The sequence below is a fragment of the Pseudomonas sp. 18.1.10 genome, assembly GCF_024655625.1.
Classification (GTDB): domain Bacteria; phylum Pseudomonadota; class Gammaproteobacteria; order Pseudomonadales; family Pseudomonadaceae; genus Aquipseudomonas.
In genome coordinates, this window is sequence record NZ_JANLGL010000181.1 from 1 (window position 1) to 11,089 (window position 11,089).

The 11,089-nt window shown below is 64.1% G+C and carries 14 protein-coding genes; 12 read left to right on the forward strand and 2 right to left on the reverse strand.

What is annotated here, in order from left to right; translation table 11 throughout:
• Window positions 1-164: 164 nt before the first annotated feature.
• Window positions 165-494, reverse strand: a complete 330-nt coding sequence (locus tag NUV89_RS23180) for an EscU/YscU/HrcU family type III secretion system export apparatus switch protein (protein WP_257783154.1) — start codon at window positions 492-494, stop codon at window positions 165-167.
• The gene (locus NUV89_RS23185) at window positions 491-2,068 is read right to left on the reverse strand and encodes a flagellar hook-length control protein FliK (protein ID WP_257783155.1); all 1,578 of its coding nucleotides are present in this window, start codon (window positions 2,066-2,068) and stop codon (window positions 491-493) included. The genes NUV89_RS23180 and NUV89_RS23185 overlap by 4 nt, the downstream gene beginning before the upstream one ends.
• Window positions 2,069-2,268: 200 nt before the next feature.
• On the opposite strand from NUV89_RS23185, the gene ccmA reads away from it, so the two are divergent.
• The 12 genes from ccmA to phnN all read left to right on the forward strand — a co-directional run bounded on the left by ccmA (window position 2,269) and on the right by phnN (window position 11,005).
• Window positions 2,269-2,904, forward strand: a complete 636-nt coding sequence (ccmA, locus tag NUV89_RS23190; RefSeq protein ID WP_257783156.1) for a cytochrome c biogenesis heme-transporting ATPase CcmA — start codon at window positions 2,269-2,271, stop codon at window positions 2,902-2,904.
• A complete protein-coding gene (gene ccmB / locus NUV89_RS23195) occupies window positions 2,901-3,569 on the forward strand; it encodes a heme exporter protein CcmB (RefSeq protein ID WP_017734375.1) in 669 nt (222 codons plus the stop codon). Before ccmA ends, ccmB begins: the two co-directional genes overlap by 4 nt.
• A gap of 78 nt (window positions 3,570-3,647) precedes the next feature.
• Window positions 3,648-4,403: a heme ABC transporter permease gene (locus NUV89_RS23200; protein ID WP_017734374.1), complete on the forward strand. Its 756-nt coding sequence runs from the start codon at window positions 3,648-3,650 to the stop codon at window positions 4,401-4,403.
• A complete protein-coding gene (gene ccmD / locus NUV89_RS23205; RefSeq protein WP_003172771.1) occupies window positions 4,400-4,576 on the forward strand; it encodes a heme exporter protein CcmD in 177 nt (58 codons plus the stop codon). Before NUV89_RS23200 ends, ccmD begins: the two co-directional genes overlap by 4 nt.
• Complete coding sequence (ccmE, locus tag NUV89_RS23210; RefSeq protein WP_026136470.1) at window positions 4,573-5,028, forward strand: cytochrome c maturation protein CcmE; 456 nt, start codon at window positions 4,573-4,575, stop codon at window positions 5,026-5,028. Before ccmD ends, ccmE begins: the two co-directional genes overlap by 4 nt.
• A gap of 3 nt (window positions 5,029-5,031) precedes the next feature.
• Window positions 5,032-7,020, forward strand: coding sequence for a heme lyase CcmF/NrfE family subunit (locus tag NUV89_RS23215; RefSeq protein WP_257783157.1), 1,989 nt, complete (start codon window positions 5,032-5,034; stop codon window positions 7,018-7,020).
• Window positions 7,017-7,553, forward strand: a complete 537-nt coding sequence (locus tag NUV89_RS23220; RefSeq protein ID WP_017734371.1) for a DsbE family thiol:disulfide interchange protein — start codon at window positions 7,017-7,019, stop codon at window positions 7,551-7,553. Before NUV89_RS23215 ends, NUV89_RS23220 begins: the two co-directional genes overlap by 4 nt.
• On the forward strand, window positions 7,550-8,023 hold the full coding sequence (locus NUV89_RS23225; protein ID WP_207041440.1) for a cytochrome c-type biogenesis protein: 474 nt from the start codon (window positions 7,550-7,552) through the stop codon (window positions 8,021-8,023). Before NUV89_RS23220 ends, NUV89_RS23225 begins: the two co-directional genes overlap by 4 nt.
• The gene (gene ccmI, locus NUV89_RS23230) at window positions 8,016-9,200 is read left to right on the forward strand and encodes a c-type cytochrome biogenesis protein CcmI (protein ID WP_257783158.1); all 1,185 of its coding nucleotides are present in this window, start codon (window positions 8,016-8,018) and stop codon (window positions 9,198-9,200) included. The genes NUV89_RS23225 and ccmI overlap by 8 nt, the downstream gene beginning before the upstream one ends.
• Before the next feature lie 16 nt (window positions 9,201-9,216).
• A complete protein-coding gene (locus NUV89_RS23235; RefSeq protein ID WP_257783159.1) occupies window positions 9,217-9,615 on the forward strand; it encodes a hypothetical protein in 399 nt (132 codons plus the stop codon).
• Window positions 9,616-9,644: 29 nt separating this feature from the next.
• Complete coding sequence (locus NUV89_RS23240; RefSeq protein ID WP_257783160.1) at window positions 9,645-10,394, forward strand: histidine phosphatase family protein; 750 nt, start codon at window positions 9,645-9,647, stop codon at window positions 10,392-10,394.
• Window positions 10,395-10,444: 50 nt separating this feature from the next.
• Window positions 10,445-11,005, forward strand: a complete 561-nt coding sequence (phnN, locus tag NUV89_RS23245) for a phosphonate metabolism protein/1,5-bisphosphokinase (PRPP-forming) PhnN (RefSeq protein WP_257783161.1) — start codon at window positions 10,445-10,447, stop codon at window positions 11,003-11,005.
• The last annotated feature ends 84 nt before the right edge of the window (window positions 11,006-11,089 follow it).

Here is an 11,089-nt window from a genome sequence, read left to right on the forward strand (position 1 = left end):
CGCTATCATAGCGCCCGATTGAAGTGTCCAAAATCATTAGGCCAGTTCAGCTTGCTCGCGAATGCGGTGTATCAGCTAGCACATGCATCAACTGACCCACCGCATTCGCGAGCAAGCCCGCTCCCACATAAGCTCACTGCCACATTTGAATCCCTGTATGCCTCTCAGTAGTCATCACCACGCTCGGTAACATCCCGCTCCACCGGCCCCGCCTCCGGGTCATACCCCACCGGGAACTTGCCCTTCAATGTCCAGGCAAACGCAATAATTTCCGCCACCGTGCGGTACAACTCCTCCGGGATGCTGTCCCCCAGCTCCATGCGCGCCAGCAGCTTCACCAGTTCGGCATTTTCATAGATCGGTACTTCATTCTCCCGCGCCAGCTTGAGGATCGCCTCGGCCAATGCATCGTCGCCCTTGGCCGTCAGGGTTGGCGCTTGCTGGCCGTCGTACTTGAGGGCAATCGCCTGGCGCGGCGGGTTGGGGTTCTTCATGCGGTTTCATCCACCCAGCGTTGTTCCAGTCCGGTTTTTGGTCCGCGTGGCGGGGTGCCGAGATGGCAGTCGAGGTCGCCGACGTTGATGCCCGAGGTCACCAGCCGCTCGCGCAGGTTGCCCAGGTGGCTTTCGATCAGGCTCGCGGTGAAGGGCCGGCTGGCCCACAGCTGGCTCGACAGCTTGCCCTGGTTCAATTGCGCCTGAACTTGCAACGGCCCCAGCGGCTCCATGTCGAAGGCCAGTTCGACGCGCCAGAGCATCTGCTTGGGGTCTTTCTTGTCCTTGCGTTCTGGCTGGTCCTTGTCCGGCGCCGGTTCTTCGCGCTGGAACTTGACCTGCAACGGCACGATGTCTTGCAGGGTGCGCAGGGGGATTTCCAGCTGCCAGGTGGTTTGCAGGCGGCCATCGGCGGTGGTGCCGGTCTGTTCCAGGCTCGACAGCTGATGGCTCTGCAAGCGCGAGATGGCCCCGGCGGCCAGGCGCAGGAGGTTTTCCAGGTCGCCTTCGCCTTCCAGTTTGGCCATCAGCCGCTCGGGCAGCGGGAAGCCCACGGGGGCCTGGCGGGCGCTGACCTGGCCGAGGGTGTTCAGCGGGCTGCGCACGAAGTTGGGCAGCACCTGGGCCAGGGTGTTGGCGGCCAGGATCGCATTCAGATTGGTGCTGGTGGGCAGGGCCGGCAGCAGGTCGGCGACCAGGCGCAGCAGGGCACCTTTCATGTCCAGCGGCGGGATCTGTGGGTTTTGCCCGGCGAGTAGCTTGGCCTCCAGAAAGGCGCCGCTGTTCTGGATCACCTGGGCGAGGATTTTCGGGTTGCTGACCTGAGCCAGGTCGGGCAGGGCGGCCAGCAGGCGGTCGGCGGCGGCGCGCAGTTCGGCGGAGGTGCCGGCGCCCCGTGGCAGGTTCTGCAAGGCGGTGAAGACCGCATCCAGCGAGCCTTGGCGGCTTTGTTGGGTGGCCAGTTGCTGGGTGATCGCCAGTTGATCCTTGAGCCCGCTCAGCGGCACGAAATTCAAGGTCTGCGCGTTCTGCACCACGGCGCTGAGCAAGCTGCCGACCCGCAGCGGCTGCGGGCTTTCCAGGGTCAGCGTGGCACCGGCCAGGGCGTTGTTGAGCACGGTCACCAGCGAGCGGTAGATCGCCGGTTGCGCTGTGCCCTGGGGCAGCATCTGGGTGGTCAGCACCTTGGCTTGCAACAGCGTGCCTTCGGGTATTTTGCTGGTGTCGATACGGGTCAGGGCGGCCACATTGGCGCTCAAGGCTTGTTGCAGGCTGAGGGTCAGGTTGCCGGCGGGGGTCTGGCTCACCGCGACATTGCTGCCCAGGGGCAAGGGCTGCGCACTGCTGGCTTGCACCAGGGTCTGGCGCCCGCTTTCCAGGGTCAACTTGAGCAGCAGTTGAAAGGCTTCACCGCCTTGTTTCAGGGCGATGACCTCGGCATTCACGGTTTTTCCCGGGGCGATCAAGCCAATCTGCGGTTCCAGCAGTTTCAGCAATTCACCGGTGGCCGGCGCAGGGCTGGGCCCGGTTGCCGTAGCAGGTGGAAGCGTAGGAAGGTTGATCTCACCGGTCATCGCGCGCGCCGTCTTGAAGGAAATTGCCCTCTTTAGAGTAGGGCATCGCATGTATAATGCGGCCCGTCTGCAAAGAGAGCGCTAAAAACCTCACAACTATTTGATCCAGCTCTCTAAAATCGGTCGCCGAAGCCGTTATTGTGCACTTCTCTTTAACGGCCGCTGCACCGCCGACTTGAACCGTAAAGGCCCGCGATCTTTTGACCAGCCCTCTTCTAGAAGCCGTAGCGCTCTCCTGTGAACGCGACCTGCGCCTGCTGTTCGAGCACCTCGAACTGCGGCTGACGGGCGGCGACATGGTGCAAATCAGCGGACCCAACGGCAGCGGCAAGACCAGTTTGCTGCGCCTGCTGGCCGGGTTGATGCAACCCACGGCCGGAGAGGTGCGACTCAACGGCAAGCCCCTCCACGAACAACGCACCACGCTTGCCCGCAACCTGATCTGGATCGGCCACGCCGCCGGGATCAAGGACGTGCTCACCGCCGAAGAAAACCTCAGCTGGCTCAGCGCCCTGCATCATCCTGCGTCCCGTGACGCCATCTGGCAGGCCCTGGCCGCCGTCGGCCTCAAGGGTTTTGAAGACGTGCCTTGCCACACTCTATCCGCCGGCCAGCAGCGCCGCGTGGCCCTGGCCCGCTTGTACCTGCCGGGCCCGCCGCTGTGGATTCTCGACGAACCCTTCACCGCCCTCGACAAACAGGGCGTCGCCCAGTTGGAAGCACACCTGGCCCAGCATTGTGAGAAGGGCGGCCTGGTCGTCCTTACCACGCACCACACCCTGGCGCGCATGCCCGCCGGTTACCGCGACCTCGATCTGGGACGGTGGTCAGCATGAGTGTCTTCGCCCTGTTGGTGGCCCGCGAAGCGCGGCTGTTGTGTCGGCGCCCGGCCGAGCTGGCCAACCCGCTGGTGTTCTTCGCCATCGTCATCGCCTTGTTCCCGTTGGCGGTCGGTCCCGAGACTAAACTGTTGCAAACCTTGTCGCCGGGACTGGTGTGGGTGGCGGCGCTTTTGTCCGTGCTGCTCTCGCTGGACGGGCTGTTTCGCAGTGATTTCGAGGACGGTTCCCTGGAGCAGTGGGTCCTTTCGTCGCACCCCTTGCCACTACTGGTCCTGGCCAAGGTACTGGCACACTGGGCGTTTTCCGGCCTGGCGCTGGTCTTGCTTTCGCCGCTGCTGGCGATGATGCTCGGCCTGCCCACGGAATGCCTGCCGATCCTGCTGCTGAGCCTGTTGCTCGGTACGCCGGTCCTCAGCTTGCTGGGGGCGGTGGGCGCCGCGTTGACCGTGGGTTTGAAGCGCGGCGGCCTGTTGCTGGCCCTGTTGATTCTGCCTTTGTATATCCCGGTGTTGATCCTCGGTAGCGGTGCGTTGCAAGCCGCGCTGATGGGCATGCCGGCGACGGGTTACCTCTTGTGGCTTGGCAGCCTGACCGCCCTGGCGGTAACCCTGACACCTTTTGCGATAGCGGCCGGCCTGAAGATCAGCGTCGGCGAATAATGAGGTCTGGCTAAGCGTTAGCCAGTAAAGACCCTAAGCTGCTTGCATCGACAAGCAGCAACCGTGATGGAAACAGCAATGAACTGGACCTGGTTTCACAAGCTCGGCTCGCCCAAATGGTTCTACGGCATCAGTGGCAAACTGCTGCCGTGGTTGAGCCTCTTCGCCGTGCTGCTGATCGGCATCGGCCTGGTCTGGGGCCTGGCCTTCGCGCCGCCGGACTATCAGCAAGGCAACAGCTTTCGCATCATCTATATCCACGTGCCCGCCGCGATGCTGGCCCAGTCCTGCTATGTGATGCTCGCCGTGTGCGGCATCGTCGGCCTGGTGTGGAAGATGAAACTGGCCGACGTCGCCCTGCAATGCGCCGCGCCCATCGGCGCGTGGATGACCGCCGTGGCGCTGGTCACCGGTGCGATCTGGGGCAAGCCGACCTGGGGCTCGTGGTGGGTGTGGGATGCGCGACTAACGTCCATGCTGATCCTGCTGTTCCTGTACTTCGGTCTGATTGCCTTGGGCAACGCCATCAGTAATCGTGACAGCGCCGCCAAGGCCTGCGCGGTGCTGGCCATCGTCGGCGTAATCAACATCCCGATCATCAAGTACTCGGTGGAGTGGTGGAACACCCTGCACCAGGGCGCCACCTTCACCCTCACCGAAAAACCGGCGATGCCCGTGGAAATGTGGGCACCTCTGCTGTTGATGGTGCTGGGGTTCTACTGCTTCTTCGGCGCCGTGCTGCTGCTGCGCATGCGCCTCGAAGTGCTCAAGCGCGAAGCCCGTGCCAGTTGGGTCAAGGCCGAAGTGCAACACAGCCTGGGAGCGCGCGGATGAGTTTTGCTTCGTTCAGTGATTTTCTCGCCATGGGCCACCACGGCCTGTACGTGTGGACGGCCTATGGCATCTGCCTGGCAGTGCTGGCCCTCAACGTCGCCGCGCCGATCCTGGCGCGCAAGCGTTACCTGCAACAAGAGGCGCGTCGTCTGCGCCGGGAGACCGAAAAGTGAATCCGCTGCGTAGAAAGCGTCTGTTGATTATCCTGGCCATCCTGGCCGGCGTCGGCATTGCCGTGGCCCTGGCCTTGAGCGCCCTGCAACAGAACATCAACCTGTTCTACACCCCGACCCAGATCGCCAATGGCGAAGCCCCGCTGGACACGCGCATCCGCGCCGGCGGCATGGTCGAGGCCGGCTCCTTGAAGCGCTCCGGCGATTCCCTCGACGTCACCTTCGTGGTCACCGACTTCAGCAAGTCCGTGACCATCAGCTACCGCGGCATCCTCCCGGACCTGTTCCGCGAAGGCCAGGGCATCGTCGCCCTGGGCAAGCTCAACGCCGACGGCGTGGTGGTGGCCGATGAAGTGCTGGCCAAGCACGATGAAAAATACATGCCGCCCGAGGTGACCAAAGCCCTCAAGGACAGCGGCCAGTCCGCCCCCACCCCCGCCAAGGAGGGTTGAGTCATGAACGCCGCTTTGTTTATTCCCGAACTCGGCCAGTTGGCGATGATCCTCGCCCTGTGCTTCGCCATCGTGCAAGCCGTGGTGCCGTTGCTCGGCGCCTGGCGCGGTGACCGCCTGTGGATGAGCCTGGCGCAGCCGGCCGCCTGGGGCCAGTTTGCCTTCCTGCTGTTCGCGTTTGGTTGCCTGACCTACGCCTTTATGACCGACGACTTTTCCGTCAGCTATGTGGCGAACAACTCCAACACCGCCTTGCCCTGGTACTACAAGTTCAGCGCCGTGTGGGGTGCCCACGAAGGTTCGTTGCTGTTGTGGGCGCTGATCCTCGGCGGCTGGACCTTCGCCGTGTCGGTGTTCTCGCGCCAACTGCCGCAAGTCATGCTGGCCCGGGTGCTGGCGGTGATGGGCATGATTAGCATCGGCTTCCTGCTGTTCCTTATCATGACCTCCAACCCGTTCAGCCGCATCCTGCCGCAGATCCCGACCAACGGGCACGACCTCAACCCGCTCCTGCAAGACATCGGCCTGATCGTGCACCCGCCAATGCTCTACATGGGTTACGTGGGTTTCTCGGTGGCCTTCGCCTTCGCCATCGCCGCCTTGCTCGGTGGGCGCCTGGATGCGGCGTGGGCGCGCTGGTCGCGGCCGTGGACCATTGTCGCCTGGGCCTTCCTCGGCATCGGTATCACCCTCGGTTCGTGGTGGGCCTATTACGAACTCGGCTGGGGCGGCTGGTGGTTCTGGGACCCGGTGGAAAACGCGTCCTTCATGCCGTGGCTGGTGGGCACGGCGTTGATTCACTCGCTGGCCGTCACCGAAAAACGTGGCGTGTTCAAGAGCTGGACCGTGCTGCTGGCCATCGCGGCGTTTTCCCTCAGCCTGCTCGGGACTTTCCTCGTGCGTTCGGGCGTGTTGACCTCGGTGCATGCGTTCGCGTCCGACCCGGCGCGGGGCATCTTCATCCTGATCTTCCTGCTGTTTGTGGTGGGTGGTTCCCTGACCCTGTTCGCCCTGCGCGCGCCGGTGGTCAAGAGCCAGGTCGGCTTCAACCTGTGGTCGCGGGAAACCCTGCTGCTGGGCAACAACCTGGTGCTGGTGGTGGCCGCGTCGATGATCCTGCTTGGCACCCTGTATCCGTTGGTGCTGGATGCGCTGAGCGGCGCCAAGCTGTCCGTCGGCCCGCCGTATTTCAACGCGCTGTTTATCCCGTTGATGGGCCTGTTGATGGTGGTGATGGCCGTTGGCGTGCTGGTGCGCTGGAAAGACACCCCGGTGAAATGGCTGCTGGGCATGCTCGCCCCGGTATTGCTCGGCAGCGTGGCCCTGGCGGTGATCGCCGGTTTCGCCTATGGCGACTTCAACTGGGCCGTACTCGCCACCTTCCTGCTCGCCGCCTGGGTGTTGCTGGCCGGCGTGCGCGACATCTTCGACAAGACTCGCCACAAAGGTTTGCTCAAGGGCTTGCCAAGCCTGACCCGCAGCTACTGGGGCATGCAGATCGCCCACATCGGCATCGCCGTGTGCGCCCTTGGCGTGGTGCTGTCCAGCCAGAACAGCGCCGAGCGCGACCTGCGCCTGGCGCCGGGCGAGTCCATGGACCTGGCCGGTTACCACTTCATCTTTGAAGGCGCCAAGCACTTCGAAGGGCCGAACTTCACGTCAGACAAAGGCACCGTGCGCGTCGTGCGCAACGGCAAGGAAGTGGCGGTGCTGCACCCGGAAAAACGCCTGTACACCGTGCAGAGTTCGATGATGACCGAAGCCGGCATCGACGCCGGTTTCACCCGCGACCTCTATGTGGCCCTCGGTGAACCCCTGGGCGACGGTGCCTGGGCGGTGCGCGTGCATGTGAAGCCGTTTGTGCGCTGGATCTGGTTCGGCGGCCTGCTCACCGGTTTTGGTGGTTTGCTGGCGGCGCTGGATCGGCGTTATCGGGTCAAGGTCAAGAGCCGGGTGCGTGAAGCCCTCGGCATGCAGGGAGCGGCGGTATGAAACGTTGGTTGATGGCGATCCCCCTGATCGTATTTCTGCTGGGTGCGGTGGTCTTGTATCGCGGCCTCTACCTGGACCCGTCCGAGCTGCCGTCGGCGATGATCGGCAAGCCGTTCCCGGCGTTCAGCCTGCCCACCGTGCAGGGCGACAAAACCCTGACCCAGGCCGACCTGCTGGGCAAACCGGCGTTGGTCAACGTGTGGGGCACCTGGTGCATCTCGTGCCGTGTCGAACACCCGGTGCTCAACAAACTGGCCGAGAAAGGCGTGGTGATCTACGGCATCAACTACAAGGACGACAACGCCGCCGCCTTGAAGTGGCTGGCGGAGTTCCACAATCCATACCAGCTGGACATCCGCGATGAGGACGGCAACCTCGGCCTCAACCTCGGCGTGTACGGCGCCCCGGAAACCTTCTTTATCGATGCCAAGGGCGTGATCCGCGACAAGTACGTCGGCGTGATCGACGAGGTGGTGTGGCGTGAGCAACTGGCCGCCAAGTACCAGGCGCTGGTGGATGAGGCCAAGCCATGAAGCGTCTGTTAGCTGCCGCTGTGTTGGCGCTGGGCCTGGCCGGCGTGGCCCACGCCGCCATCGACACCTACGAATTTGCCAACGACGCCGAGCGCGAGCGTTTCCGCGACTTGACCAAGGAACTGCGCTGCCCCAAGTGCCAGAACCAGGACATCGCCGACTCCAACGCGCCCATCGCCACCGACCTGCGCCGCGAGATCTTCCGCATGTTGGGGGAGGGCAAGGACAACCAGCAGATCATCGACTTCATGGTCGACCGCTACGGTGACTTCGTGCGCTACAAACCGGCGCTCACCGCCAAGACCGCGCTGCTCTGGTTCGGCCCTGCCGGGCTGCTGCTGAGCGGTGTGGTGGTGATGGCCGTCATCATCCGCCGCCGCCGCGCCGCGCCGACTGACGGCTCCGACGCGCTGTCCCCCGAAGAGCGTAAACGCCTCGACCAATTGCTGGACACCAAGACTGATGATTGATTTCTGGCTCGCAGCCGGCTTGCTGCTTCTGATTGCCCTGAGTTTCCTGTTGATCCCTGTCCTGCGCGGCCGCCGCGCCCAGCGCGAAGAGGATCGCACCGCGCTGAACGTGGCGCTGTATCAGGAACGCGTCGCCGAGCTGCAAGTGCAGCAAGACGAAGGCGTGCTCAACGCCGCCCAACTCGACACCGGCCGCGCCGAAGCCGCGCGTGAATTGCTGGCCGACACCGAAGGCGTGGAAAAGCCCCGCGAATCGCGCCTGGGCAAACCGTTGTCGTTGCTCGCCGCGTTCCTGGTGCCGGTGTTGGGCGTGAGCCTGTACCTGCATTTCGGCGCCAGCGACAAGGTTGAGCTGACCCGCGAATTCTCCCAGCCGCCGGTGTCCATGGAAGACATGACCCAGCGCCTGGAACGCGCCGCCATCGCCCAGCCGGACTCGCCGGAAGGCTTGTACTTCCTCGGTCGCGCCTACATGGCCCAGGACCGCGCGGCAGACGCGGCCAAGGTCTTCGAACGCGCTGCGGCCCTGGCCGGGCGCCAGCCGGAACTGCTCGGCCAGTGGGCCCAGGCGCAGTACTTTGCCGACAACAAACAGTGGTCACCCAAGGTTCAAGCGCTGACCGACGAAGCGCTGAAGCTGGACCCCAAGGAAGTCACCAGCCTCGGCCTGCTGGGTATCGCCGCCTTTGAAGGCCAGCGCTACCAAGAAGCGATCGACTACTGGAGCCGCCTGCTGGCGCAACTGCCCGCCGAAGATGGCTCCCGCGCCGCGCTGCAAGGTGGCATCGACCGCGCCGCCGACAAGCTTAAAGAGAGCGGTGGCAGCGTCGCGCAAAAAGCCTTGCTCAAGGTTCGCGTGGACCTGGCGCCGGACGTCAAAGCCAAGGCTCTGCCAGGCGACAGCGTGTTCATCTTCGCCCGCGCCGTGTCCGGCCCGCCGGCACCGTTGGCGGCCAAGCGCGTCACCGTCGCGGAACTGCCGATCACCGTCGAGCTGGGCGATGCCGACGCAATGATGCCGCAGTTGAAACTGTCGAACTTCGCCGAAGTCCAACTGGTTGCGCGCATATCCCGGGCCGGTCTTCCGACCGCTGGCGAGTGGATCGGCCGCAGCCAACCCTTGGCCAGCACCACCACTGCGCTGCAGCAGCTGACCATCGACAGTCCGGATAAGTAATTTCGAGGAAACGCCCATGACCGCATTCGCACGTATCACCTTGCTCAGCCTGGTATTGGGCTTGAGTGCTTGTGCGGTCCACCGGCCACCTCCCGCGCCGACCGGCCCGACCATCCCGCCGTCGGGCCCGGCGACGCAGCCGAGCACCAGGCCCAGCACCCCGGTGACGGCGCCGCCGAAAAAACCGGTGCCAACCTCTTCACCGACCTTCGCCCCTCCACCGGGCGCGGCGAGCCACTGGGATGGCGCCATGAAGGTCTACGTGCTGGAAGACCAGCCCGATACCTTCTACCGCCAGCGCACGTATTACCGCTGGAGCAACGGCTGGAGCCGCTCCATCAGCCCGAACGGGCCGTGGGAAGAGACCAATGTGCAGGGTGTGCCGCCGGGGCTCAGCAAAAAGTACGCGCAATGACAAAAGGCGACCTTTGGGTCGCCTTTTTCATGCCTTTGAAACACTCTCTCCCGTTCAATAACGATCCACTGTGGGAGCCGGGCTTGCCCGCGATGGCGGTGTATCAGGCGCCGAATTCATTGCAGGAATACCGCTATCGCAGGCAAGCCAGCTCCCACAGGGATCTCCTTCACCCACAGACCCGCGAGATGGACCTCATGCACCTACACGTCGTACGCCACGGCGAAACCTGGGCCAACGCCGAACACCGCTACCTCGGCGCGCTCGACCCGGAACTGACCGAGCGCGGTCGCGAACAAGCCTTATCCCTCAGCCAAAAACTACCCGCCAGCATCGACGCACTGATCGTCTCCCCACGCTTGCGCGCCCAGCAAACCGCGCAGATCCTGAACCAGGCGTTGCGCCTTGAACCCGTGACCATGGACAGCTTCCGCGAACGCGATGTGGGCGTATTCGAGGGCCTGACCCAAGCGCAAGCCCAGGCGCAGTATCCGCAGCTGTGGGCGCAGAACATCACCCGGCAATGGGCGGTTGGGCCCACGGGCGGTGAGTCGATCGCCGAAGTGGTTGCCCGTGTACACCAAGGCTTGACCGAACTGGCGGCACGCCATCCATCGGGCACGGTGTTGCTGGTGGCCCATGGTTTTGTGGCCAAGGTGATCCGTGGTCTGGCGCGTGGGGACTTCTCGGACTTCTACGATTGGCAACTGCCGAACGGCGAGCGGCTGGTGCTGGAAAATTTCCACCCCATGGCGCTGCCCACCGGTGCGCTGCTGTAAAGTGGCCGCCGCCGGCGGGCTGACCGGCAACAGGTAAAGAGGGTGTGTGCATGGCAGGCAGGTTGATCTATCTCATAGGGCCATCGGGTTCGGGCAAGGACAGCCTGTTGGACGCCGCGCGCCCGCGCTTGGCCGAGCGTGGTTGCCGCATTGTGCGCCGCGTCATCACCCGCTCGGCAGAGGCGGTGGGCGAGGCCGCGCAAGGCGTGAGCCCGGCGCAGTTTGCCGCGATGCAAGCCGAGGGCGCGTTTGCCCTGAGCTGGCAGGCCAATGGCTTGTGTTATGGCATCCCGCGGGAAATCGACGACTGGCTGGCGGCCGGGGACGACGTGCTGCTCAACGGCTCCCGCGCGCACCTGGCCCAGACCCGCGCGCGTTATCCGAACTTGTTGGTGTTGTTGCTGACGGTGGATCAGGCGGTGTTGCACCAGCGCTTGATTGCCCGTGGGCGTGAATCGTTGGCGGACATTGAGGCGCGCCTGGCGCGCAATGCGCAGTTCACCGCAGAGCTGATCGCCGGCAATGTGTCAGGGTTGTTTGTGCTGGATAACTCCGGGCCGCTGGCGCATACGGTCGAGCGTTTGTTGTGCTGCCTGGACAACGCCATTTGATTTGAGCACCCCATCCCCCTGTGGGAGCGGGCTTGCCCGCGAATGCGGTCTATCAGTGACAGATGTGTGGGCTGATCCACCGCT

What these genes read in the sequence shown, in the direction of transcription:
- NUV89_RS23180 (WP_257783154.1), bottom strand. Translation starts at nt 494, where the DNA reads ATGAAGAACCCCAACCCGCCGCGCCAGGCGATTGCCCTCAAGTACGAC.
- NUV89_RS23185 (WP_257783155.1), bottom strand. Translation starts at nt 2,068, where the DNA reads ATGACCGGTGAGATCAACCTTCCTACGCTTCCACCTGCTACGGCAACC.
- ccmB (WP_017734375.1), top strand. Translation starts at nt 2,901, where the DNA reads ATGAGTGTCTTCGCCCTGTTGGTGGCCCGCGAAGCGCGGCTGTTGTGT.
- NUV89_RS23200 (WP_017734374.1), top strand. Translation starts at nt 3,648, where the DNA reads ATGAACTGGACCTGGTTTCACAAGCTCGGCTCGCCCAAATGGTTCTAC.
- ccmD (WP_003172771.1), top strand. Translation starts at nt 4,400, where the DNA reads ATGAGTTTTGCTTCGTTCAGTGATTTTCTCGCCATGGGCCACCACGGC.
- NUV89_RS23215 (WP_257783157.1), top strand. Translation starts at nt 5,032, where the DNA reads ATGAACGCCGCTTTGTTTATTCCCGAACTCGGCCAGTTGGCGATGATC.
- NUV89_RS23220 (WP_017734371.1), top strand. Translation starts at nt 7,017, where the DNA reads ATGAAACGTTGGTTGATGGCGATCCCCCTGATCGTATTTCTGCTGGGT.
- NUV89_RS23225 (WP_207041440.1), top strand. Translation starts at nt 7,550, where the DNA reads ATGAAGCGTCTGTTAGCTGCCGCTGTGTTGGCGCTGGGCCTGGCCGGC.
- ccmI (WP_257783158.1), top strand. Translation starts at nt 8,016, where the DNA reads ATGATTGATTTCTGGCTCGCAGCCGGCTTGCTGCTTCTGATTGCCCTG.
- NUV89_RS23235 (WP_257783159.1), top strand. Translation starts at nt 9,217, where the DNA reads ATGACCGCATTCGCACGTATCACCTTGCTCAGCCTGGTATTGGGCTTG.
- NUV89_RS23240 (WP_257783160.1), top strand. Translation starts at nt 9,645, where the DNA reads ATGCCTTTGAAACACTCTCTCCCGTTCAATAACGATCCACTGTGGGAG.
- phnN (WP_257783161.1), top strand. Translation starts at nt 10,445, where the DNA reads ATGGCAGGCAGGTTGATCTATCTCATAGGGCCATCGGGTTCGGGCAAG.